The sequence below is a fragment of the Pseudooceanicola atlanticus genome (assembly GCF_000768315.1).
Taxonomy (GTDB): domain Bacteria; phylum Pseudomonadota; class Alphaproteobacteria; order Rhodobacterales; family Rhodobacteraceae; genus Pseudooceanicola; species Pseudooceanicola atlanticus.
Genome location: NZ_AQQX01000011.1, coordinates 32185 through 55949, shown reverse-complemented (window position 1 = coordinate 55949; position 23765 = coordinate 32185). Strand labels below are relative to the sequence as shown.

The 23765-nt window shown below is 63.0% G+C and carries 25 protein-coding genes; 11 read left to right on the top strand and 14 right to left on the bottom strand.

The window, feature by feature from the left end; translation table 11 throughout:
* Positions 1-129 precede the first annotated feature (129 nt).
* The 6 genes from ATO9_RS23960 to ATO9_RS18170 form a co-directional block, all read right to left on the bottom strand.
* Entirely contained in the window at positions 130-264 is a 135-nt protein-coding gene (locus ATO9_RS23960; protein WP_081979658.1) for a DUF2256 domain-containing protein, read from the bottom strand.
* 241 nt (positions 265-505) lie between these two features.
* Complete coding sequence (locus ATO9_RS18185; RefSeq protein WP_043752761.1) at positions 506-1780, bottom strand: hypothetical protein; 1275 nt, start codon at positions 1778-1780, stop codon at positions 506-508.
* A 367-nt stretch (positions 1781-2147) separates the two neighbouring features.
* Entirely contained in the window at positions 2148-2252 is a 105-nt protein-coding gene (locus tag ATO9_RS24375; protein ID WP_156127907.1) for a DUF2474 family protein, read from the bottom strand.
* Positions 2252-3262 (bottom strand): cytochrome d ubiquinol oxidase subunit II, encoded by a 1011-nt coding sequence (cydB, locus tag ATO9_RS18180; RefSeq protein WP_043752758.1) that lies wholly within the window; start codon positions 3260-3262, stop codon positions 2252-2254. The genes ATO9_RS24375 and cydB overlap by 1 nt, the downstream gene beginning before the upstream one ends.
* The gene (locus ATO9_RS18175; protein ID WP_043752755.1) at positions 3262-4671 is read right to left on the bottom strand and encodes a cytochrome ubiquinol oxidase subunit I; all 1410 of its coding nucleotides are present in this window, start codon (positions 4669-4671) and stop codon (positions 3262-3264) included. Before ATO9_RS18175 ends, cydB begins: the two co-directional genes overlap by 1 nt.
* Before the next feature lie 54 nt (positions 4672-4725).
* Positions 4726-5667, bottom strand: coding sequence for a hydrogen peroxide-inducible genes activator (locus tag ATO9_RS18170; protein WP_043752752.1), 942 nt, complete (start codon positions 5665-5667; stop codon positions 4726-4728).
* A gap of 199 nt (positions 5668-5866) precedes the next feature.
* On the opposite strand from ATO9_RS18170, the gene ATO9_RS18165 reads away from it, so the two are divergent.
* Positions 5867-7414, top strand: coding sequence for a trimethylamine methyltransferase family protein (locus ATO9_RS18165; RefSeq protein ID WP_043752750.1), 1548 nt, complete (start codon positions 5867-5869; stop codon positions 7412-7414).
* 36 nt (positions 7415-7450) lie between these two features.
* On the opposite strand, the gene ATO9_RS18160 is transcribed toward ATO9_RS18165, so the two are convergent.
* A complete protein-coding gene (locus tag ATO9_RS18160) occupies positions 7451-7735 on the bottom strand; it encodes a DUF6477 family protein (protein WP_043752747.1) in 285 nt (94 codons plus the stop codon).
* Between the two features lie 246 nt (positions 7736-7981).
* Here ATO9_RS18160 and ATO9_RS18155 point away from each other — a divergent pair, with 246 nt between their 5' ends.
* Positions 7982-9073 (top strand): DUF6456 domain-containing protein, encoded by a 1092-nt coding sequence (locus ATO9_RS18155; protein ID WP_043752745.1) that lies wholly within the window; start codon positions 7982-7984, stop codon positions 9071-9073.
* Here the strand turns inward: ATO9_RS18155 and ATO9_RS18150 are convergent.
* Positions 9070-9804, bottom strand: a complete 735-nt coding sequence (locus tag ATO9_RS18150) for a VIT1/CCC1 transporter family protein (RefSeq protein WP_043752742.1) — start codon at positions 9802-9804, stop codon at positions 9070-9072. The two genes, ATO9_RS18155 and ATO9_RS18150, sit on opposite strands and share 4 nt — an antisense overlap.
* Positions 9805-9987: 183 nt before the next feature.
* Between ATO9_RS18150 and guaA the strand changes: the two genes are divergently transcribed.
* Positions 9988-11559, top strand: coding sequence for a glutamine-hydrolyzing GMP synthase (gene guaA / locus ATO9_RS18145; protein ID WP_043752741.1), 1572 nt, complete (start codon positions 9988-9990; stop codon positions 11557-11559).
* A gap of 230 nt (positions 11560-11789) precedes the next feature.
* Here the strand turns inward: guaA and ATO9_RS24370 are convergent, their stop codons facing one another.
* Entirely contained in the window at positions 11790-12752 is a 963-nt protein-coding gene (locus tag ATO9_RS24370; RefSeq protein WP_156127906.1) for a hypothetical protein, read from the bottom strand.
* Positions 12753-13025: 273 nt separating this feature from the next.
* Between ATO9_RS24370 and ATO9_RS18140 the strand changes: the two genes are divergently transcribed.
* Positions 13026-13460 carry a Fur family transcriptional regulator gene (locus ATO9_RS18140; RefSeq protein WP_043752739.1) on the top strand — a complete coding sequence of 145 codons (435 nt, stop codon included), beginning with the start codon at positions 13026-13028 and terminating at the stop codon, positions 13458-13460.
* Positions 13461-13677: 217 nt separating this feature from the next.
* On the opposite strand, the gene ATO9_RS18135 is transcribed toward ATO9_RS18140, so the two are convergent.
* Positions 13678-14094 carry an ATP-dependent Clp protease adaptor ClpS gene (locus ATO9_RS18135; RefSeq protein WP_238318803.1) on the bottom strand — a complete coding sequence of 139 codons (417 nt, stop codon included), beginning with the start codon at positions 14092-14094 and terminating at the stop codon, positions 13678-13680.
* An 80-nt stretch (positions 14095-14174) separates the two neighbouring features.
* Here ATO9_RS18135 and eno point away from each other — a divergent pair, with 80 nt between their 5' ends.
* From eno to ATO9_RS18105, 6 genes are all read left to right on the top strand, one after another.
* Positions 14175-15449: a phosphopyruvate hydratase gene (gene eno / locus ATO9_RS18130; RefSeq protein WP_043752737.1), complete on the top strand. Its 1275-nt coding sequence runs from the start codon at positions 14175-14177 to the stop codon at positions 15447-15449.
* On the top strand, positions 15446-15793 hold the full coding sequence (locus tag ATO9_RS18125; RefSeq protein ID WP_043752735.1) for a YrdB family protein: 348 nt from the start codon (positions 15446-15448) through the stop codon (positions 15791-15793). Before eno ends, ATO9_RS18125 begins: the two co-directional genes overlap by 4 nt.
* Positions 15794-15831: 38 nt before the next feature.
* Entirely contained in the window at positions 15832-16344 is a 513-nt protein-coding gene (locus tag ATO9_RS18120; RefSeq protein WP_043752733.1) for a GNAT family N-acetyltransferase, read from the top strand.
* Positions 16345-16387: 43 nt separating this feature from the next.
* On the top strand, positions 16388-17290 hold the full coding sequence (locus ATO9_RS18115) for a fatty acid desaturase (protein WP_052418452.1): 903 nt from the start codon (positions 16388-16390) through the stop codon (positions 17288-17290).
* Between the two features lie 20 nt (positions 17291-17310).
* Positions 17311-17733, top strand: coding sequence for a cupin domain-containing protein (locus tag ATO9_RS18110; RefSeq protein ID WP_043752937.1), 423 nt, complete (start codon positions 17311-17313; stop codon positions 17731-17733).
* Between the two features lie 128 nt (positions 17734-17861).
* Positions 17862-18410: a fasciclin domain-containing protein gene (locus ATO9_RS18105; RefSeq protein ID WP_043752731.1), complete on the top strand. Its 549-nt coding sequence runs from the start codon at positions 17862-17864 to the stop codon at positions 18408-18410.
* 101 nt (positions 18411-18511) lie between these two features.
* Here the strand turns inward: ATO9_RS18105 and pgi are convergent, their stop codons facing one another.
* The 3 genes from pgi to zwf are packed head-to-tail and all read right to left on the bottom strand — an operon-like array spanning position 18512 to position 22277.
* Positions 18512-20119 (bottom strand): glucose-6-phosphate isomerase, encoded by a 1608-nt coding sequence (gene pgi, locus ATO9_RS18100; RefSeq protein ID WP_043752728.1) that lies wholly within the window; start codon positions 20117-20119, stop codon positions 18512-18514.
* Between the two features lie 35 nt (positions 20120-20154).
* Complete coding sequence (gene pgl, locus ATO9_RS18095) at positions 20155-20826, bottom strand: 6-phosphogluconolactonase (protein WP_043752725.1); 672 nt, start codon at positions 20824-20826, stop codon at positions 20155-20157.
* The gene (gene zwf, locus ATO9_RS18090; protein ID WP_043752722.1) at positions 20823-22277 is read right to left on the bottom strand and encodes a glucose-6-phosphate dehydrogenase; all 1455 of its coding nucleotides are present in this window, start codon (positions 22275-22277) and stop codon (positions 20823-20825) included. The genes pgl and zwf overlap by 4 nt, the downstream gene beginning before the upstream one ends.
* A gap of 157 nt (positions 22278-22434) precedes the next feature.
* Between zwf and ATO9_RS18085 the strand changes: the two genes are divergently transcribed.
* Positions 22435-23382, top strand: coding sequence for a radical SAM protein (locus ATO9_RS18085; protein WP_043752719.1), 948 nt, complete (start codon positions 22435-22437; stop codon positions 23380-23382).
* Between the two features lie 17 nt (positions 23383-23399).
* On the opposite strand, the gene ATO9_RS18080 is transcribed toward ATO9_RS18085, so the two are convergent.
* Positions 23400-23669, bottom strand: a complete 270-nt coding sequence (locus ATO9_RS18080) for an usg protein (RefSeq protein WP_043752716.1) — start codon at positions 23667-23669, stop codon at positions 23400-23402.
* Positions 23670-23765 lie beyond the last annotated feature (96 nt).

Below are 23765 nucleotides of genomic sequence, written 5' to 3'. Positions count from 1 at the left end.
TGCTCCCACCGTGATCCCGGCCGGGGATCGGTAGGCAGGGATATGTCGTGAAGAGCGGACGTTCCGAACCCCTGCGACCTGCACCTCAGCCTGACCAAAGACCCACGCAGTTTCGCCCCACCACTGCCATCACTTGGCCGACCGCCGGCAGCGATCCGAGCAGTAAACGACCTGCTCCCAATCCCGAGCCCACTTCTTGCGCCAAGCGAACGGGCGCCCGCAGACCGGGCAGACCTTGGTCGGCAGGTCAGACTTTTTGCGCATTTTCATGGAGGTGGAGATTAGGGCGGTGCCTTTGGGGAGCAAGGTATCTCAGTGGTGTTATCGCCGGATTTTGGGCTATGGCCGAACTTGACCTGCTAGATCCGCGCTGCGACGAAGTTTTCACATTGCTGCCATTCGTACAACTTGGAGTGGCTATTGGCCTTGAACGTAAGGGCTGGAAGATCGGCTAGCAATCAAGATCTCCTCTTGGAAGTTTGCCTCAAAGGAAAGACGATTTTACTCACGCCAATGTCCGTTGCTCATGACCTTCGGCATAACTCTGATAGCGTCCTTTGTAACGCAACTCCGAAAAGACGATTAGTGCAATCATCTCGCGAGCGTAGAGCATGCATTCCCAAAGATTATCGTCATCCAAGGATTTCCCTTGGTGTACAATCGAGACGCGCTGTTTATTAAGCCGTCTGATTAGACTTTGATTGAACACGTCGGACGGGAGGCCGTACTTTTCGATAACCGCGTTGATTTTTTGGGACAAGGGCGCTCGGTTGATTTGCTTGATATTGCTTACGAGTACATCTCTTTCGTCGTGGTTCAGCCCAAATGTGGCCAAGGCTTGAATCAGTGCATCTCGGATGGGCTTGAATTTGGTCTTTCGAAGCAGAGTTGACGACGCGTCCGGGACGAGGCTGTGTAAGATCGTTTCGATCGCGGTCATGAGGGTCAGGTAACGAACCTCGTCGATGGACGAGTCGTTGTTGAGCCAGCCCACAGCTTGCCAGACAGCATCAGGGAACGTGTCTTCGCATTCGAAGCGCGCTACCAAAGCAGCAACGAACTCCGATTGATCTAGGAAATGGATTGCGGGAAGGTGCGCGGGACGGCCACCTCCGTTGTAGAATGTCGCAATCACATCCTCCGGACGATAGACCTCCAACAATGCGATTTGTAGCCGCCCTCCGTGGCCAAACTGCAGCCCCTTCCAGACAAACTCTGCAAGTGCTTCGGCGTCATGATACCAACTATCACTTGGTCGCTCACCACTAAATTCGACGAAGATCGCGCCGCTCACATCGTCAGAGGACATTACCTTGTTGGCGCCTTGGACAACAACCCTGCCAAGCTGCGCCTGTACCGGGCTGGGGCGAAAGCTCTTAAATCCCCGGAGCGCCAGTTTCAGCGCAACTGTCGGCTCTTTTGAGGTGACTTTTCGAGGAACAGTGATCGACGCTTCTCCCGTTCCAAGCCGAATTTCGTGACCTTCGCTACCGGATTGTAATCCGCGAATTTCCATATGCGGAGATGAGAACTTGCTGCCATCGGCGCTCTCGCCTGTCAGGGTGATGGAGCCAGCATGACTACCGGGGCGCCCCATGCATTTGCTCAGTGCAACATATGCCTCGCCAGACACCTGTATAGGACCAACAATCAGGCGACAATCGTCTCCAGCATAGGCGACAAATGCGATGTCTTGTTCGAAGTCAGCTGCCGATATCTTTCCTTCGAAAGATGTCATCTTATACACGCTATCATCTATTGTTTTATTCGAAGGGGCCATAATCTCTCTCTTTTTATCAGCGTGTACGCCATAATAACACCCGATCCGCTAATATCCCTAATGACGAATTACACGGAATCTCTGGATCTCTACTTTGACGGCCCCCGCAGCCATTTTGCTTTGTACTCCCGGCCGACCTCTCGCGCGACGAGGCAGTTGGACAGCAAAACACTTTAGCTAGATCGGGTCGGCCTATCCGCATACTCGCGTTTGCCAGCATTTGAGATCATACACCGAACGGGCAGAAAGTGTCCGCCTTTGGGCCTTCAGTCTAAACCTTTCGCATCTCCTGCGAACTTTAGCTTCCCACCCCAATTACCAACTCAGGAAGGCTCGAAAACCCACTCAGAAGCGTCAGCTTCCCCCCTCACAACAAAACCGACCGGATCGCCAGCGCCACGACGCCCAGCACGGCGACGCTGGCGCTCCATAGGGCGACGAACCATAGCCAACGGCGCCAGTGTTCGCGCATCAGTGGTACCCCTCCTCCGGGTCGGTCTTGCCGCGGAACACCCAGTAGGCATAGGCCGTGTAGCCCAGGATCATCGGGATCAGAACGAGCGCTCCGGCCAGCAGGAACCACAGCGACGACTCCGGCGCGGCGGCTGCGGCGATGGTGATCGCGTGCGGCACCATGTAGGGGTAGAAGCTGATCCCCAGCCCCACGAAACACAGCCCGAACAGCAGCAGCGCCGACACGAAGGGCCAGACGTCATGGCGCCTCCGCATGCCCGTCACGAACAGTGCGGTCGTGCCCAGCATCGCCACCGGCACCCACAGCGTGAAATAGACGTTCGGGCGGTCGAACCAGCGGTCCAGGTACAGATTGTCCAGCATCGGGGTCAGGATCGACACCAGCCCCACCAGGAACAGCGTCGCCGCCCCCGCGATCCAGGCCGCCTGCCGCGCCGTGTCGCGCAGCGGGCCTTCGGTCTTCATGACCAGCCAGGTCGCGCCCAGCAGCGCATAGCCCATGACCAGCGCCAACCCGGTCAGCAGCGAAAACGGCGTCAGCCAGTCCCAGTAGCCGCCCGCATAGGCGCGGTTCTCGACCTCGATCCCCTGCACCAGCGCGCCCAGGATCACGCCCTGCGCCAGCGCCGCGGTGACCGATCCGAAGAAGAAAGAGATGTCCCAGAGGATCTTGTGTTCGGGCGTGCGATGGCGGAACTCGAACGCCACGCCGCGGAAGATCAGCGCCAGCAGCATCACGATCACCGGCGGGTAGAGCGCCGGCATGATCACTGCATAGGCCAGCGGAAAGACGGCGAACAGGCCCCCGCCGCCCAGCACCAGCCAGGTCTCGTTGCCGTCCCAGACCGGGGCGATCGTGTTCATCGCATGCGCTCGGTGACGGTCGCCGCCCAGCACGGGAAACAGGATCCCCGTGCCCAGGTCGAACCCGTCCAGGATGACATAGGCCAGCACCGCGAAGGCGATCAGCCCGGCCCAGATGAAGGAAAGTTCAACGCCGATATCCATCACGCATGTCCTCCGCCAGATTGGGTCCCTTCGGAATAGGCCACGGGGCCGGCGGTCCGGTTCGGACCCATTACCGGGTCGGGATCCCCGCCCGACGGTGGCCTGCGCATCAATAGCAGCAGGTAGAGCGTTCCGATCCCGAAGATCACGAAATAGACCACGATGAAGCCGATCAGCGACGCGGTCACTGCCTCCACGTCCACCGGAGAGGCCGAATCCACCGTGCGCAACAGCCCGTAGACCGTCCAGGGCTGGCGCCCGACCTCGGTCGTGATCCAGCCGCACAGCACCGCGACGAAACCCATCGGCCCCATGGCCACGGCCGCCCGGTGCAGCCCGCGCCGGTTGAACAGCGCCCCGCGCCACCACGACCAGACACCCCAGGCCCCCAGGCCCAGCATGGCAAAGCCAAGCGCCACCATGATGCGGAAGGTCCAGAAGACCAGCTCGGCCGAGGGGCGATCCTCGGGCGCGAAATCCTTCAGGCCGGGAACCGGCGAGGTCAGGTCATGGGTCAGGATGATCGAGGACAGGTAAGGGATCTCGACCGCGTAATGCACCGTTTCGGCCGCGTCGTCGGGAATGCCAAACAGGATCAGCGGCGCCCGGCCTTCGGGATGGCCCTCGTAATGGCCCTCCATCGCGGCGATCTTGGCGGGCTGATGTTCCAGCGTGTTCAACCCGTGCAGGTCGCCGGCGACGATCTGCAGGGGCGCGGTGACGACCAGCATGCCCATGGCCATGGCGAACATCATGCGCGGCGCATCGGCCGACCGGTCGCGCAGCAGGTGCCAGCCCCCGACCCCGCCGACGACCAGCGCGGTCGTCAGGTAGGCCGCCAGCACCATGTGAACGAAGCGATACGGGAAGGACGGGTTGAAGACGATGGCCCACCAATCCTCGGGGATGAACTGCCCGGCCGCGTTGATGGCGTAGCCCGCGGGCGTCTGCATCCAGGAATTCACCGACAGGATCCAGAAGGCCGAGCCCAGCGTGCCGATGGCCACCATCAGCGTGGCAAAGAAATGCAGCCTGGGTCCCACGCGGGACCGCCCGAACAGCATCACGCCCAGGAACCCGGCCTCGAGGAAGAACGCCGACAGCACCTCGTAGCCCATCATCGGGCCCAGGATCGGGCCGGTCTTGTCGGAAAAGACCGACCAGTTGGTGCCGAATTGATAGGACATCACGATGCCCGAAACGACGCCCATGCCAAAAGCAACGGCAAAGATCGTCTTCCAGTAATCGAAAAGGCGCATGAAAACATCACGCCCGGTCCATAAATGCAGCCCGTTCAGAACCGCCAGATAAGAGGCAAGGCCAATCGAAAAGGCCGGAAAGATAATGTGAAAGGCCACGGTAAAGGCGAATTGGAACCGGGCCAATTCCAGTGCAGTCGCGTCAAACATGGTGCCATCCGCATTAGATACATTTGTATCTAAGGTATGGCATCCCGTTGGTATTCAATGCCCTGCGCCATTCTGCCCCGCCCCGTGGCGGGTTGCCGCAACCAGATCTTCGCCGGTGCGGGTGATGATTTCGGCCAATGCATCGAACCACCCGCCCTCGGGCGACGTCGCACGGCGCACCAGTCCGATCTCGCGGAACGGTTCGGGCGATGCGAACCGCAGCAAAGTCAGGTCGCGCGCCTCCGTGGCCACGGCCAGCTCCGGCAGCAGCGTCAGGCCGAACCCCGCCGCGACCAGCCGCGACAGCGTCGCCAGCGACGATGCCCCCATATTCACATGGGCATGGCCCTGCCCGCGTCCGCAGACCTCCAGCGCCTGGTCGGTCAGGCAATGACCGTCCTCCAGCAGCATCAACTGGCTCGGGCCGATCTCGTCCGGCCTCAGGGTTTCCGCCCGGGCACCAAGGGCGGCCATCCGCCCCTCCGATCCGGCCAGCAGGAACCGGTCCTGGAACAGCGGCCGTTCCAGCACGCCCTCGCCGCCCGCCGGAAGCGCCAAGATCGCGGCATCCAGCCGGCCCTGGCGCAGATCGTCCAGCAGCCGGGCGGTCTTGCCCTCCTGCACCTGCACGTCCAGCGCGATATCGCCCGCCCGCAATCGCGCCAGCAGTCCGGGCAGCAGGTAGGGCGCGATGGTCGGAATCACCCCGAGCGCCAGCTTGCCCGACAGCCCCTCTTTCCAGCGGGCCGATTCCTCCATCCGCCGCATCTCGGCCAGGACGGCATCGGCATGATCCAGGATGCGCCGCCCGAACGGGGTCAGCACCACCTGCCGCGCCTTGCGTTCGACAAGTGCCGCGCCCAGCTCGGCCTCCATTTCCTTGATCTGCATCGACAGCGCGGGCTGCGAGACCCGGCAGGCCAACGCGGCACGGCCGAAATTGCCCTCCTTGGCGAGGGCCTGGAAATAGGTCAGCTGGCGCAGGGTCACATACATAAGCGGACCTTATCGTTTTGCGTCTGTTTGGCAATCTGCCCTGACAATGGGCATCCCCCCGGGTGGATCCGCCCGCCGGGACGGCAAATGTCGCTTTTTCCACGCGAGCGCCGGAATCCGCGCCTCTCGGACCGGATGCGCGGGATATGGTCTGGGAAACCCCGGCATCCCGCCGGGCCCAGAATTGTGAGGGCGTGACATGAGCGAAGCGGCAGCACGGACACGGCGCGGCAGATCCGGAGGCGGCGCGGCACGACGCGCGGAACGGACGGCCGTGACCATCGACACGGCCCCGACCATCACCCGCAACATCCCCAACATGGAGCTGTTGAACGAAGAGGCGCTCGAGATCATCGAGGCCAACGCCGAAACCGTTCTCGAAGAGATCGGCGTGAATTTCGTCAACAACCCCGGCGCGCTGCAACGCTGGCGCGACGCCGGTGCCGATGTGCAGGGCGAACGCGTGCACATCCCCCGTGGCCTGGCCCGCAAGCTCTGCGCGACGGCCCCGTCCACCTTCACCCAGCACGCGCGCAACCCCGCGAAGAACGTTGAAATCGGTGGAAAAAACCTGGTCCTGGCCCCGGTCTACGGCCCGCCCTTCGTCCGCGATCTGGACGGCGGCCGCCGCTACGCCACGATGGAGGATTTCCGCAATTTCGTGAAGCTCGGCCACATGTCCAAATGGGTCCAGCATTCCGGCGGCACCGTCTGCGAACCCACCGACCTGCCGGTGAACAAGCGGCATTTCGACATGCTGCGCGCCCACATGACCCTGACCGACAAGCCGTTCATGGGCTCGGTCACCGAACCCTCCCGCGCGCAGGATTGCGTCGACATGTGCGGCATCCTCTTCGGTGAGGATTTCGTCCAGCAGAACACCGTGATGACCTCGCTCATCAACATCAACTCGCCGCTCACCTTCGACGACGTGATGATGGGCGCGCTCGAGGTCTACGCAGCCAACAACCAGGCCTGCATCATCTCGCCCTTCATCGTGGGTGGGGCCATGGCGCCCGTGTCGGTCGTCGGCACCCTGACCCAGGTCCTGGCCGAGGTGCTGGCCGGCATCGCCTATTCCCAGCTGGTCCGCCCCGGCGCGCCGGTGATCTTCGGCGCCTTCGTGACCTCGATCGACATGAACTCGGGCGCGCCCACCTTCGGCACCCCCGAAGCCTCGCAGATCCTCTACGGCGCCGGCCAGCTGGCCCGCCGCCTGGGTCTGCCCTTCCGCTCCGGCGGGTCGCTCTGCGGCTCCAAGCTGCCCGACGCCCAGGCCGCCTATGAAACCGCCAACACGTTGAACGCCGCTCTGCTCGGTGGCGTCAACTTCATGCTGCACGCCTGTGGCTGGCTCGAAGGCGGCCTGGTCTCCTCGTTCGAGAAATTCGTGCTCGACGCGGACCAGCTGGGCACCCTGCACAAGATGGCCGCCGGCGTCGCCTATGACGAAAACGCCCAGGCCATGGACGCCATCCGCGAGGTCGGTCCGGGTGGCCATTACCTGGGCTGCGCCCACACCCAGGCGAACTTCAAACAGGCCTTCTGGCGGACCGAGGTGCTGGATTACAAACCCTATGAGACCTGGGACGAGGAAGGCGGGCGCAATTCGCAGATCCTCGCCAGCGAACGGGTGACCAAGCTGCTCAACAGCTACCAGGCCCCGCAGCTCGACCCCGGCATTGCCGAGGCGCTGGCCGGCTATGTCGCCAACCGCAAGGCGGAAATGCCCGACGCCTTCATGTGATCCTTCCCGCGCCCCGACCAGGGGCGCGCGGCTCTCTCAGACCAGCTGGAGACGGCGCAATTCCCGCGCCTCGCCCATTAGGGCGATCAGCACCATCAGATGATCCGCCGCCGCATAGCCCGGCATGCGGCTCACCCGACAGGCCTCCATCGCCTCTTCCTGTTCCAGCAACGCCATCATCGCCGGGCCGCACCGCGGCACCCGGCCCAGCAACACCGGCAGGTCACGTTCGCGATCATAGCCGTCCGCGCCCTTCTGCGCCGCTGTCACCATCAGTTGCGGGCGGCGCAACGCGCCCAGCTTGCCCATCAGATCCTGCATGTCATCCTCCAATTCTCTGGATGGCAGGCAGGTTGGCACAGCCCAAGGTTGCGTTGCCCAAAGCCCGATTATGAAGAACGGTGCCCCCGGAATTCATTCACCTATTGGAAACAAACTCCTTAAACATGGTTAATTGTTAACCTTTAGGAAACTATTAACGAGTCAGTCTCAAGGCTCGCTGGGGTACAGTTTCCGACACGTGCGACAAGGCATTTCGCCGCTCGGGAACATGAAAGGAGTGTTGCCATGAAACAGGAGCTGACGGAGCATAAACACGCGCTGCCACATTGGGTGTCAGAGCCCGTCCGCCGTTATATTGCTCATACGGAGGGGGGTCTGTCGATCCGCGCTCTGGCGCGGGAGGATGGCTGCCACGCCTCCACCATCTTGCGCCAGATCCGCCAGGTCGAAAACGCCCGTGACGATCTGCTGGTGGACGAGGCGCTGGCGGTTCTGGGGCGATGCGGCACGCGCGATACTGTTTCGGAATTCGAAACATCTGGGCGCGACATGCCGGGCTTTTCCCCGGACGAGGCGCAGGCCATGCCCGCCGATCTGGAAAAAGAGGCCGTGCCGGTGCTGCGCCGACTGGCTCAACCGGGCGCTGTCCTGGCCGTCGCGCAGAAAATGGATCGCGCCGTAATCGTGCGGGACACGCCCGACGGCACGACCCACAGGCTGGGCGTTGTCGAACGCCGGATCGCCCGCGCGCTGGCGCTGAACCAGTGGATCAGCTGCGCCAATCCCGGCGCGGTGTCGCAATACCGGCTGACAGTGTCGGGGCGCAACGCGCTGAAAGACCTGATCGCCAGTGCCGAGAACCGCGCCTTCGGCTTTGCGGAAGGCCCCGCCGCCTTCCGCCGCGCGAAAGAGGAAAAGCGCAACGCGCAGCGCCAGAGGATCGGCATCCTCGACACGCCGGTCCTGGCCCTGTCGCGCCGCCGGGATCGAGACGGCTCGCCCTTCCTCTCGGGCGATCTCGTCCGCGCCGCACAGCGCATCCAGGACGATTTCGAATTGGCGCATATGGAACCGCGGGTTACCACCAACTGGAACGATTACCTGACCGCCGGGACCTCCGGCCCCGGTCGCACGGGGGATCGTCCGTTGCGCGGAGCCGCCGCTGCCCGCGAACGGGTCAGCGCCGCGCTGGCCGCGCTCGGGCCGGGCCTGGGCGACGTCGTGCTGGAATGCTGCTGCCGGATGCAGGGCCTTGAAACGGCAGAGAAAAAGCTGGGCTGGTCCGCCCGGTCCGGCAAGATCGTCCTGCGCATCGCGTTGCAGCGCCTGCGCCAGCATTACGACGGGTTGAACGACGGGGGCGGGTTGATCGGTTAACCGCCGACCAGCCATCCCACCAGGTAGGCCACACCGGCGCAGACCGCGCCCACCAGCACCGTTTCGCCGGTGGACCTGACCAGCCCTTCATGCGTCGCGCGCCAGCGCAGCAGTCCAAGGGCCATCAACGCGCCGAAAGTGGCCAGCACCGACAGAACGAATGTCCTGTCCGAGGCCTCCATCAGGAAATAGGGCGCGATCGGCACGCAGCCGAACAGCACGAAACTGCAGAATGTGACCAGCCCGTCGATCGCCGGGCTGCCGTCGGACGGGTCCTGCAGCCCGTGTTCATAGCGCATCATCATGTCCGCCATCACCTCAGGGTGGCGCACCACGATCCTGGCCATCTGCCCGGCCTCGTCCCGCGGCAGACCGCGCTGCGCCATCAGCTGCGCCAGCGCCGCCTGTTCCGCCGCCGGATCGCTGGCAATTACGCGCAGCTCTGCCGTGCGGCGCGACCGGTAAAGATCGTTCTGCGCCCGGCCGGACAGGAATTCTCCCAGCCCCATCGACACCGCATCGGCAAACAGGTTCGCCAGGCCGAAGACCAGAACCGCCAGCCCGCCGATCTGCGCCACGCCCTCGGCCTGAGCGCCTGCAAAACCCGCGACGATGGCGAATGTCGTGACGATCCCGTCATTGCCGCCATAGACGATCTGCTTGACGAAATCCTGCACGCGCTGGCCGAAACCATGCGGCTTGTGGCGGTCCTGTAGGGGATCAAGGGTCATCGGCGTCTCCGGCTTGTTCGGATGTCATCGCCCAGCCCGGCCGATGCCGCAAGCCCGGCATAGGGTCGCATCGCCCCCCGGCCACCTGCCCGACAGCCCGCCGAACCGGCAGCCCGGCCCGTCACTGTGCCGCGCGCGCTCAATTCGCTTGCGAAGGACACGCGCCCGATCTAGAGCATCCCCATGACCGAGACAGCCCACGACCGCCTCCTCATCATCGACTTCGGCAGCCAGGTGACGCAGCTGATTGCGCGCCGCCTGAGAGAGCTGAGCGTCTATTGTGAAATCCACCCCTACCAGAACGTCACCGACGCCTTCCTGGCCGATTTTGCGCCCAAGGCGGTGATCTTCTCCGGCGGTCCCGATTCGGTGATGCGCGAGGGCTCGCCCCGCCCGCCGCAATCGGTCTACGACCTCGGCGTTCCGATCCTCGGCATCTGTTACGGCCAGCAGGTGATGATGCACGACCTCGGCGGCCGCGTCGAAGCGGGCGAACACGCCACCGCAGAATTCGGCCGCGCCTGGGTCACGCCCACCGACCACAAGGACGATTTCCTCACCGGCTGGTTCCTCGACGGCACCGGCCGCGAACAGGCCTGGATGAGCCACGGCGACCACGTCTCGGAAATCGCCCCCGGGTTCCAGGTCCTCGGCACCTCCCCCGGCGCGCCCTTCGCCATCACCGCCGACACCGACCGCCGCTTCTACGCCGTCCAGTTCCACCCGGAGGTGCACCACACCCCCAACGGCAAGACGCTCTACGAGAATTTCGTCCGCATGGCCGGCTTCTCGGGCGACTGGACCATGGCCGCCTACCGCGAAGAGATGGTCCAGATCATCCGCGACCAGGTCGGCGACGCCAAGGTCATCTGCGCCCTTTCCGGCGGGGTCGACAGCTCCGTCGCCGCCGCCCTCATCCACGAGGCGATCGGCGAGAACCTCACCTGCGTCTTCGTCGATCACGGCCTGCTGCGCCTGAACGAGGCCGAAGAGGTCGTCGGCATGTTCCGCGACCACATGAACCTCTCGGTCATCCACGCCCAGGAGCAGGAGCTCTTCCTCGGCGAGCTTGACGGCGTCTCCGACCCCGAGACCAAGCGCAAGATCATCGGCCGCCTCTTCATCGACGTCTTCCAGAAATACGCCGACCAGATCGAGGGCGCGCAATTCCTCGCCCAGGGCACGCTCTACCCCGACGTGATCGAAAGCGTCTCCTTCTCCGGCGGCCCCTCCGTCACGATCAAGTCGCACCACAATGTCGGCGGCCTGCCCGAAAAGATGGGCCTCAAGCTGGTCGAACCCCTGCGCGAGCTCTTCAAGGACGAGGTCCGCGCCCTGGGCCGGGAGCTCGGCCTGCCCGACAGCTTCATCGGCCGCCATCCCTTCCCCGGCCCCGGCCTCGCCATCCGCTGCCCCGGAGAGATCACCCGCGACAAGCTCGAGATCCTGCGCAAGGCCGATGCCGTCTATATCGACCAGATCCGCAAGCACGGGCTCTATGACGAGATCTGGCAGGCCTTCGTCGCCATCCTCCCCGTCCGCACCGTCGGCGTCATGGGGGACGGGCGCACCTACGATTACGCCTGCGCCCTGCGGGCCGTGACCTCGGTCGATGGCATGACCGCCGATTACTACCCCTTCTCCCACGACTTCCTCGGAGAGACCGCCACAAGGATCATCAACGAGGTCAAGGGCATCAACCGCGTGACCTACGACGTGACGTCGAAGCCGCCGGGGACGATTGAGTGGGAGTGATTGGGGGTGAGGTTTCGGGCCGATTCTGTGGTGGATCGGGCAAGACGCTGTGTGGGCTATTAAGCCGATATATCGGATGCTGCACCTTTAACGAATGAGCTTGAAACGGCCATCGCTGACACTGGTCAGGACGTGGACGGTACGCAGCGGGTCTTCACTTGTAGTGCAAAAGGGCTTTCATCCCTAAGTGACGCTGGACCGCCGGTTTAGCCACCTGAAATGCATGACCGTCAACGGGAAAAAGATGAGCCAAAGAATTGGCTTCGATTTTTGTTTATCCCGGCGATCTCATCCAGCATATCAACGAGTGGATCCGTCTTTTCCTTGTGCTCTAGGAACTGATCTTGGCGAAAAGCATCACTGATTTTTGGGGGCTTTCCAAGAAAGAACAACTTATCCTTCGAGTATATTTGAGTTATATCGTTTACCCAATCTACCATCCAAGGAGCTACGCTGAGCGAAGCGCAATTGGGGGTTCTTCGCATTGAGATTGGCGTACAAAAATAAACGCACAAATTAGGGGTCAACGGAATTAGGGTTCGTCCCTGGATCCGATTGACCACTAAGCCACCAGTGAGCCAATCTAAACCTCCATCCCCGACAATAAACTTCTTTAGAGGAGAGTGCATCAGCACAAAATACTGGTTCGACATATGCCCGTTTAGACAGAGCTTTTTTGCGGTCCGGTATCTTTGTGCCATATTGCCTTTGCCAACTTCCTCATCGGGAGGGAGGCCCATCATCTTCGGATATCCCTCGTAACGGGAACGATTCCCAGGGCTGCGAATCAGAAGAGAATAAATAAGCAATAGAAGGTTTCGGTGAATCTCGTCGTTCAGGTGATAAAACCTGCAAATATCACGAAGTGGCCGTTCCTTCCTTCCGAGCATCTTTATGAGAGTTAGAAATTCTTTGGGCGTCCTACCGAATGGTTTCATTCCTTGAAGAGTGGATATTATCTCGTGCACTTCGTTATCAATATCAAATTCATCTTCAAAGTTACTTTCCCAATCGGAGCCGCGAAAGATGGTGTGGCCATGTTTCTTGAAGCCAATTTTCCTGTTATCGGAGCGTTTTTTTTTGATCGCGCCATCCGGCTCGATCCAAGAAACATCGCCGGCTCTATCTGCCCAGTATCTTTGCAGTCCAACGGGCCACCAATGATGGTTCTTCGATTTTTTTCCACTTGCCATTCACTGCCCCCATATTTTAATACAGCGTATGGGATAACTGACTTTCAGCTCAAGCTGAATTTAGGTGGACGCTTATGTCATACGCGGCGAACAACCGCCTTCCAACCTAGGAAATTTTTGCCATTTACGCAAAATGTCGCAAGCTGCCGTAGGACATTTTTCGGCGAATGACCGCTCTCCGCCCAATCCGGCCAACTCCCCCCAAACCTTGCCAACCCACGCCACATCTGCCATCCACTCCCCCCATCGACCCTCCATGGAAGGCCCGCAGGCATGACCAAGTCCGGCACCATTCTGCAGCGCTGCGAGGCGAAGGGGCTTCGGTTGACGTCTCAGCGGCGGGTGATCGCCTCCGTGCTCGACATGTCCCGCGATCATCCCGATGTCGAAGAACTCCATGCCCGGGCCGCGCGGCGGGATGCGGCGATCTCGCTCGCCACGGTCTATCGCACCGTCAAGACGCTGGAAGAGGCCGGTATCCTGGAAAAGGTCGATTTCGGCGACGGGCGCGCGCGCTATGAAGATGCGGAACGCGATCACCACGATCACCTGATCGACATGGAAAACGGCCGCGTCATCGAATTCGTCGACCCCGAGATCGAGGCGTTGCAGGAAAAGATCGCCCGCAAGCTGGGCTTCGAATTGCTGGGCCACCGGCTGGAGCTTTATGGCCGCCCCCTGCCCGATCCCGACGCCGACAGCGATTAGCCGCGCCGCGCAGCTGTCCGGCCCCGTCGCCTGCCCACGCGCCTCCGTCCTTGCGTCCCCCTCTCGATCCGTCCCTGGCCGCTCTGGCGCGTCGGCGTTTTGCACCGACCGGATACCGACGCAATACCGACGTGATACCGACGTCCCGTTCGGGACGTTAACCGGCTTTCTGCGGGGCGTGCCGGGGGCGACAACCGGCGCGGATCCGGGGCCTCCGCTACTCCTCGCGTTCGGTGGTGAAGGTCAGCGGGAACCCCGCCTGGCGGCCCAGCTCCGTCGCGGTTTTCGCTTTCTCTTCAGCGACTTCGCGGGTAAAGACCGCCACGACGCAGGCGCCCCGTCGATGCGCCGTCATCATCACGCCAAGCGCCTCGCTCTCGCCCATGCGGAACACCGCCTGAAGCACCTTGGTCACGAACTCCCGAGGCGTGAAATCATCGTTTAATAATATGACCTTATAGAGCTTTGGCCGCTCTGTCCTGACCTTGGTTTCGGTCGTCAGGTCGCGCTCGTCATCCAGCATCCGCACGTCCCCCCGACCACCATTGCCGATCCCGCTCTGCTTGGCCAGAACGTATTGATAAACAGGCGCAAATTCGGGCTTTGCCGCCCGCGATGCCGCCTGTTTGCGCAAACCTTCCGCCCGGGTCTTTTCTTTGCGCGGACGGGTGCTTACAAGCCGGTCAAACGCATTTTGGCCAGGGAACCGACCCAATGAGCACCATTATCGACATCCACGCCCGCGAAATCCTAGACAGCCGCGGCAACCCCACCGTCGAAGTCGACGTGACCCTCGAAGACGGCTCCATGGGCCGCGCCGCCGTCCCCTCCGGCGCCTCCACCGGCGCCTACGAAGCGGTCGAGCGCCGCGACGGCGACAAGGCCCGCTATTCCGGCAAGGGCGTGCTGGAGGCCGTGGCCGCCGTGAATGGCGAAATTGCCGAGGAATTGCTTGGACTTGACGCCACCGACCAGATCGGGCTCGACATGGCGATGATCGAGCTGGACGGCACCGACAACAAGGGCCGGCTGGGCGCCAACGCGATCCTGGGCGTGTCCCTGGCCGCCGCCAAGGCCGCCGCGGATTTCACCATGCAGCCGCTCTACCGCTATGTCGGCGGCACCTCGGCCCGCACCCTGCCCGTCCCGATGATGAACATCATCAATGGCGGCGAACATGCGGACAACCCGATCGACATCCAGGAATTCATGATCATGCCGGTCGCCGCGGACAATATCCGCGACGCGGTCCGCATGGGGTCGGAAGTGTTCCACGTGCTGAAGAAGGAGCTGTCCTCCGCCGGCATGTCCACCGGGCTGGGCGACGAGGGCGGTTTCGCCCCCGAGCTGGGATCGACCCGCGACGCGCTGGATTTCATCCTCAAGGCCATCGAAAAGGCCGGCTACAAGCCTGGTGAGGATATCTACCTTGCCCTCGATTGTGCCGCGACCGAGTATTTCGAGAACGGCAAATACGAGATGAAGGGCGAAGGCAAGTCCCTGACCGCGCAGGAAAATGTCGACTACCTGGCCGCGCTCTGCGCCGATTATCCGATCATCTCGATCGAGGATGGCTGTTCCGAGGACGATTGGGACGGTTGGAAGATGCTGACCGACAAGCTGGGCGACAAGGTGCAGCTGGTGGGCGACGATCTGTTCGTCACCAACCCCACGCGTCTGGCCGAGGGGATCGAGAAGGGCGTTGCGAACTCCATGCTGGTCAAGGTGAACCAGATCGGGTCCCTGACCGAAACGCTGCGCGCCGTCGATATGGCCCACCGGGCCCGCTATACCAACGTGATGTCGCACCGGTCCGGCGAAACCGAGGATGCCACCATCGCCGACCTCGCCGTCGCCACCAATTGCGGTCAGATCAAGACCGGCTCGCTGGCGCGCTCTGACCGGCTGGCCAAGTACAACCAGCTGATCCGTATCGAGGAAATGCTGGGCGAAGCCGCCGAATATGCCGGGCGGTCGATCCTGAAGTGACCCGCGGCGGGGCGGCCTACCTGCTCCATGCCGTCCTGGCGCTCGGGGTGGAAATCGCGGTCCTCGTGGCCGTCTTCCGCCTCGGCAGCACGATGATCCCAGGTTGGGCCGGCCTTGTCGCCGGCCTTTTCCTTTTGGCTTGTGTCATCGTTCTCTGGGCCCGCTGGGGGGCCCCGAAAAGCGGCCACCGCCTGAAAGGTCGCCCGCTGCTGGTCTTTAAAACCGCAATCTTTTCCCTGGGCGCGGCAGCCTTCTGGGCGGTGGACGGCACGCTGGTGGCCATGATCTTCGCGGTGATCTGTGTGCTTCACCTGGCGCTTGCGGTGGCCATCGACGCGCTATAGCCTTCATGCCTCCCACCGATGCGTGACAGGATACAACCATGCCCACATTGCTGATCCGAGAGGCTTTTGGCGAGGAGGATATGCGCCATGTTCGTGCGCTGTGCCGCGACTATCGCGCGCTGCTGGCCGACCGCACTGCGGATCGCCCGGATATCCTGAAGACCTATTACGATTCAGAGAGTTACGAGGCGCTCCTGCAACGTCTTCCGGAGATGCATACGGCCCCAGATGGCGCGATTTTCCTGGCCTTCCTGGACGATCAGCCAGTCGCCTGCGGGATGCATCACCGGATCGGGCCCGAGACCTGCGAAATCAAACGGGTCTTCGCCACAGAGGCCGCGCGCGGCCACGGCGCGGGGCGCGGTATCATCGAAGCGGTGATGGAGCGCGCCCGGACGGATGGCTACCGCGAAATCAAGCTGGATACGATGATCCGCCTGACCGAGGCGATCGGGCTATACCGCAAGCTGGGCTTCGAACCCTGCGCGCCCTTTTACGACCTGGATCCGGCCTTTGAAGGACTGGTGGAGTTCTACGGTCGCCCGCTCTGACCTTGCCGCGCCGCAGCGCAGCGCTTAGCCTGCGGCCATGGACATGTCCCCCGCCACCGGAACGACCCTGCCAGAGCTGGACGCCGAAACCCGCGCCGCATTGACCGCGCGGCGGGACGCGCCGGGGGTGATCCGGGCGGCGTTCCATTTTGGCGCGATCGGGCTGTGTGGCGCGGGGATTGCGGCGGATGTCGCACTCTGGCCGCTGCTGATCGTCGTGCAGGGTGTGCTGATCGCCTTTCTCTTCACGCTCGAACACGAGGCGACCCATGGCACGCCCTTCCGCAACCAGCGTCTGAACGAATGGGCCGGGCATCTGGCCGGGGCCGCGAACCTCGTTCCGTTCCTCTGGTTTCGCTATTTCCACCTGGCGCATCACCGGCACACCAACCTTCCCGACAAGGACCCGGAGCTGGATGCGCCCAAACCTGCCACCCGTCTGGGCTGGGCTTGGCATGTCAGCGGGCTGCCGTTCTGGTGGGCCAATATCCGGTTGCTGGGCCGGCTGGCACGCGGAGAGGAACGGCCGGATTACCTGCCCTCCCGCGCCCGCCGGCGGGCCGAGCGCGAGGCGCGGGTGCTGCTGGGCCTATATGCCGTGGCGCTGGCCTCTTTGCTCGTGTCGCCGGTGCTGTTCTGGGTCTGGATCCTGCCGGCGTTGATCGGTCAGCCCGCGCTGCGCGTCTACCTGCTGGCGGAACACGGCGATTGCCCGCAGGTTGCCAGCATCCTCGACAATACGCGCACGACGCTGACCAACCAGCTGGTGCGGCTGATCGCGTGGAACATGCCCTACCACGTCGAACATCACGCCTATCCCAACGTGCCCTTCCACGCCCTGCCCCGGCTGCATCGCCGGATGCGCGATGCCCTGCGTGTCACCGCGCCCGGTTACGCCGCCTTCACCCGCCGCTACCTGTCCCGCCGCCCCTGGAGAGCCTCATGACCCTGACCGATCAGACCGGAATGACCGCCGACGAGATCATCGCCCACCTCAACCTCGCCCCCCATCCCGAAGGTGGCCACTACAGCGAGACATGGGCCGATCACACGTCGGAGGGGCGCCCGGCGGGCACCTGCATCTACTTCCTGCTCAAGGCCGGAGAGCGGAGCCATTGGCACCGGGTCGATGCCACCGAGATCTGGCATTTCTACGCCGGTGCCCCGCTGATCCTGCGCATTGCCGAGACGGAAGATGGCACCGCTGTGCCGCATCTGCTGGGCCCTGACCTGGCATCGGGTGCCGCGCCGCAGGGGATCGTGCCCTACATGCACTGGCAATCGGCAGAGACCACCGGAGACTGGACGCTGGTGGGCTGTACCGTGTCGCCGGGCTTCCGGTTCGAGGGGTTCGAGTTGGCCAAACCGGGCTTCGATATCCCCGAATAACGGCCCGTGGCCCAAGTTTACCCAAATTAATTTTGCGGGATGTGAAACCATCCTGCGCGACCTCCCGTGGATCATGGCATCGGACGGGGCGAAACGCTCCGCCCCACAACACAAACGGGAGCTATGACATGAAAACCACCATCAAAGCCGCATTGCTGACGACTGTTCTGGGCGCCACCGCCGCCCTGGCCGCCAACCCCATGGTCGGGGGCGCGCCGATGTTCGAGGACAAGAACATCGTCGAGAACGCCGTGAATTCGGCCGATCACACCACGCTGGTCGCCGCCGTGAAGGCCGCGGAACTGGTCGAGACGCTGCAGGGCCCCGGCCCGTTCACCGTCTTCGCCCCGGTCAATGCCGCTTTCGAGGCGCTGCCCGCAGGCACCGTCGAAACCCTGCTTGAGCCGGAAAACAAGGGCATGCTGCAGAAGGTCCTGACCGCGCATGTCGTGGCCGGCGACTGGTCCGGGACCGAGATCATGCGGATGGCGCAGAACTCCTCCGACGGATTCTACCACTTCAACGCAATGTCGGGCGATGCCCTGTCGGCGCAGGTGAAGAACGGCAGCCTCTATATCTTCGACGAAAGCGGCAATGCCGGCAAAGTGACGATCTCGGATGTCGATCAGTCCAACGGCGTGATCCACGTGGTCGATACCGTGCTGGTGCCGAAATAAGGACAAATCCTGCGAGCAGCAGGTGCAGGCGGTTTGAGAGAGCCCGCCTGTCCGGGCGGGGCAGCAATGCCCCGCCCTTTTTCGTGCGTCCTGCGTGGGGATCAGTTGCCGCGATGCGCCTGCACGTACGCCACCAGCGCGCGGGTCGACGGGTCCTTGTCGGCGCCATCGGCATCACCCGCCAGAACCGGGGCCAGCGACTTCGCCAGTTCCTTGCCCAGCTCCACGCCCCATTGGTCGAAGGAGTTGATGCCGAGGATCACGCCCTCGACAAAGACCCGGTGTTCATAAAGTGCCACGATCTGGCCCAGCATGTTCGGCGTGAGCTTGGGGTAGATCATCGTCACCGAGGGGCGGTTGCCCGGGAAGACGCGATGACGCGCCTGGCGTTCCAGCTCATCCCCGGTCAGGCCCTTGGCCTCCATGATCTCGCGCGCTTCCTCCAGTGACCGACCGCGCATCAGCGCCTCGGACTGGGCCAGGCAATTGGCGACCAGCAATTCATGATGATGGGCCAGGTCAGGTTCGTGGCCCTCTGCCGCGACAAGGAATTCGCAGGGCACGATGCGGGTGCCCTGGTGGATCAGCTGGTAGAAGGCATGCTGGCCGTTGGTGCCCGGCTCGCCCCAGACGATGGGGCCGCTTTCGACGCCCAGTTCGCTGCCATCCATGGCGACGGATTTGCCGTTGCTCTCCATCTCCAGCTGCTGGAGGTAGGCAGGCAGCCGCAGCAGGCGCTGGTCATAGGGCAGCACGGCGCGGGTGGCATGTCCCATGCCCTGGTTGTGCCAGATCCCGACCAGCGCCAGCATCACCGGCATGTTCTGATCGAAGGGCGTGGCGCGGAAATGCGCGTCCATCATGTGACCACCGGACAGGAAATCGCGGAAATGGTCAGGGCCGATAGCAATCATCAGCGATAGCCCGATGGGCCCCCAGACGGAATAACGCCCGCCGACCCAATCCTCGAAGCCAAAGACCCGATCCGGCGCGATGCCGAAATCCGCGGTCAGGTCGTCAGCGGTGGACAGGGCGACGAATTGCGCGGCCGGATCTTTGACCGTCTCGGCCATCCACCGCTTGGCGGTTTCGGCATTGGTCATCGTCTCGATCGTGGTGAAGGTCTTGGAGGCGACGATGACCAGAGTCGTCGCCGGGTCCAGCCTGTCGAGCGTTTCACGAATATGCGCCCCGTCGATATTCGACACGTAATGCACCCGCGGCCCGTCGCACCATGGCGACAGGGCGTGATGCGCCATGACCGGGCCAAGATCGGACCCGCCGATGCCGATATTCACCACGTCGGTGATCTGGCCGCCTGCCCCGGTGAACGTGCCGGAGCGGACGGCGTTGGCGAAATCCTCCATCCGTGTCAGCGTGTCGAGAACACCGGGCATGACGTCCGCGCCGTCGACCATGACCGGATCGGCAGACAGGTTGCGCAGGGCCGTGTGCAACACGGCGCGACCTTCGGTTTCATTGATCTCTTCACCGCTGAACATGGCGTCGCGACGGCTGGCAAGATCGGAGGCTTCAGCCAGTTCGATCAGCGCGGCGCGGTCGTCCTCGTCCATCTGCGTCTTGGAGTAATCAAACAAAAAATCCTCAAACTGAAGAGAGAAATCCGATTCTCGATTTCCCTTTTCGAACATTTTTGCGATATCGCGATCCGCAGCCGCGGCACCGCGCTTTTCAATCTCGCTCCACATATGAACCTCCTTGCCGGCCAGAATGGGCCGGGTTGTCATGCGGCGTAATGGATATTGGCGCCGTCCAGAAGACAGGCGACCGGCGCCTCCTTCGGGGTCAGTTTGGCAGCCTTTTCAATGGCAGTTTTCTTGTCTTCACCCATGATCAGCACGTGGGTGTCGAGCGCCCCGCGCAGCACCGGCGCGGTCAGGGTCACGCGCGGCTCCGGCGCGCCGGGCGCACGCATCGGCAGCAGGATCGGTGCCTTGTCCGACAGACCTTCTTCCAGCCGGTCGGCCCCGGGGAAAAGCGACGCGGTGTGCATGTCGGCGCCCATGCCGATCAGCAGGACGTCGATGGGCAGGTGCGGAACGATGCCGCGGGTCAGGTCGTCCAGCCGGTCCTCGGGCCGGGCGCCATCGGCATAAAGCGGGATCATCCTCGCACCGGAGGCGGGCCCGGTCAGCAGGCGCTGACGGACCAGCGCAGTGTTGGAGCGCGGGCTGTCTTCGGGCACCCAGCGTTCATCGGTCAGCATGATGTCGACACGGTCCCAATCCAGATGCACCTGCGACAGCGCATCGAAGACCGGCCCCGGAGAGGTGCCGCCCGGAACCGCCAGGCAGACCCGTTCGCGGTGGTGCAGGCCCGACATCAGGCGATCGGCCAGAACCTCTGCCAAGTCGAGCGCCAGCAGGTCGCGGTCGGGGTAATCGTGCCAGATCATGGTTTAATCTCTCTCCAGCGGCGGCCATCGCGATGCATCAGCGCCAGCGAATCCTCCGGGCCGGACGACCCGGGTTCGTAGGTCACCGGGCGGTCGCCGCGTTCCTCCCAGCCCGCGATGATCGGGTCGGTCCAGGCCCAGGCGGCCTCGACTTCGTCACCGCGCATGAACAGCGTCTGGTTGCCCCGGATCACGTCCATGATCAAGCGCTCATAGGCGTCCGGCACGTCCTCTGCCTCGGGACCGAGCGCTTCGGCGAACGTCATGTCGAGAGGCACGTCGACCAGGCGCATGCCCCCCGGCCCCGGTTCCTTGATCGTCACGTCCAGGTCCATGCCCTCGTTCGGCTGCAACCGGATGGTCAGGATGTTGCGGTGGCGCCCAGCCTCGGGGCCAAAGATCGAATGCGGGGTTTCCTTGAACACCACGGCGATTTCCGAGGCCCGCGCGCGCAGCTTCTTGCCGGTGCGCAGGTAGAAGGGCGTACCGGCCCACCTCCAGTTGGAAATCCCGACGCGCATGGCGATAAAGCTTTCAGATGAGGCACGCGGGTTTTCCACGTCCTTCAGGTAATCGCTGCCATCCTCGGACCGGCCATATTGGCCCCGGACCATGTCCTTGGGTTCGACCGCGTTGAGGGCGCGGATTACCTTGAGTTTTTCGTCGCGGACGGCATCGGGGTCGAACTGCGCCGGCGGTTCCATCGCGATCAGGCAGAGCAGCTGCATCAGGTGGTTCTGCACCATGTCCCGCATCGCGCCGGACCGGTCGTAATATTCGCCGCGTCCGCCCACGCCCACCGTTTCGGCCACGGTGATCTGGATGTGATCGACATATTGGGAGTTCCACAACGGTTCGAACAGCATGTTGCCAAAGCGGACGGCCATGAGGTTCTGGACCGTTTCCTTTCCCAGGTAATGGTCGATCCGGTAGATCTGGCTTTCGTCGAAATGCTGGGCCAGCACGTCGTTCAGGGCGCGCGCGGTGTCCAGGTCCCGGCCAAAAGGTTTCTCGACCACGATGCGGCTTTCACCGTCGGCCATGCCGTGACGGTGCAGGCGTTCAGCCAGGTCGCCGAACAGGCTGGGCGCGACGGAGAAATAGAAGGCGCGCACCCGGTTGGGATGCATCATGCTGGCCAGCTTGTCCCAGCCCTCTTCGCCCTTGGCGTCGACATGGACATAATCAATGCGTTCCACGAAGGCCTCGATCGTGCCGGCCTCGCAGGTGGTGGAGGTGTTGAACTCGGCAATCGCGTCGGCCACCATCTGACGGTATTCCGCCTGGTCGTGATCCGACCGCGCGGCCCCGATGATGCGGGATTCGTCTTCCATCTGCCCCGAGCAGAAGCGACGGAACAGCGCCGGCAGGATCTTGCGCCGGGCCAGGTCGCCAGTGCCACCGAAGATGACGAGGTCGAAGGGATCTACGGGGATGACGCGGGATACCATGCGGTCTTCCTTTGCTGCCTGCGCGCGCGAGTTTGGGCGCTAACATAGCGCCGGATCGGCATTTCACAATGCCGCTAGCCGGATTCACACCCCTTTCATTGGCCCTGTCCACCCGATACTCCTGTTCGGAACGGACATTTTTGCGCGCGGAGCGGACATGAAAGATCACCCTGCCCCCAATTCGGGCAAATTCGACGACCCGCTTACATGTGCCGACGGTCAGGCCCGCGCCAGCGTCAGGATGGAGGGGATCCGGACCTTCTGGGTGAATACCGGAACGCTGTGCAACATCGCCTGCAGCCATTGCTACATCGAAAGCTCTCCGACGAACGACGCGCTGGTCTATATCACGGCCGAGGAAACCCGCCGCCACCTGGATGCGACACTGGCCGCAGGTCACCCGGTCGAGGAAGTGGGTTTTACCGGCGGAGAGCCGTTCCTGAACCCCGAATTCCCGCAGATGATCGAAGATGCGCTGGCCCGTGGTCTGCAGGTGCTGATTCTGAGCAACGCGATGAAGCCGATGATGCGGCCCCGCCCGATGGCAGCGTTGGAACGCCTGCACCGCGCCCATCCCGGCCAGATCACGGTGCGGGTATCGCTGGACCATTACGCCGCCGGTCCCCATGACGCCGAACGCGGTGCCGGGGCGTTCGACGAATCGATCCGGGGGATGCGCTGGTTGCGTGACCTGGGGGTCGGCCTCGCGGTGGCCGGACGTGGCTTCACGGATGAGACGGAGGCCCAGATGCGCGCAGGCTATGCCGCGCTGTTCGAGGCCGAGGACCTGCCGATCGACGCCGCCGATCCAAGCCGCTGCGTGCTGTTCCCGGAAATGGACATGAACGCAGAAGTGCCCGAAATCACAACGGCTTGCTGGGGTATTCTCAACAAGAACCCGAAGGATGTGATGTGCGCATCATCGCGGATGCTGGTGCATCGGCGCGGCGCGGCGGAGGCCAGTTTCGCCGCCTGTACCCTGCTGCCCCACGAGGGGCAGTTCGACATGGGCAGCGGGGTTCCGCGCATCGGCGAAGACGTGGCGCTGAACCACCCGCATTGTGCGAAATTCTGCGTGTTGGGCGGCGCCAGCTGCGCCGCCTGATCGAGGTCTGAAGGCCTTCAGTGCAGGGTGAATTCACCGGCGCAGTTGCGCCATTCCCCCGGAGAGATCTCCTTGCGGTGCGTGAAGCGGACCGAATGCAGCGGGCCTTCGATCTCTGACTGCCAGAATTCTATGAATTTGAAGAGCTTGGGATGGTCCGGCGCCAGGTCGTAATCCTGCCAGACAAAGGTGTTCAGCACGTTCTGGTGATCGGGCATCCGGTAGATGAATTCCGCCGTCGTCAGACCATATCCGCGGAGCATCAGTTCCGTTTCGCTCATCGTCATCTCATACCTCTTTTTGTTGGTTATGAGGAAATGATGCGCGAGACGTATTAATTATCAACAAAAACAGTATGCTAGCAGCCACCCTCGATGGCTGCC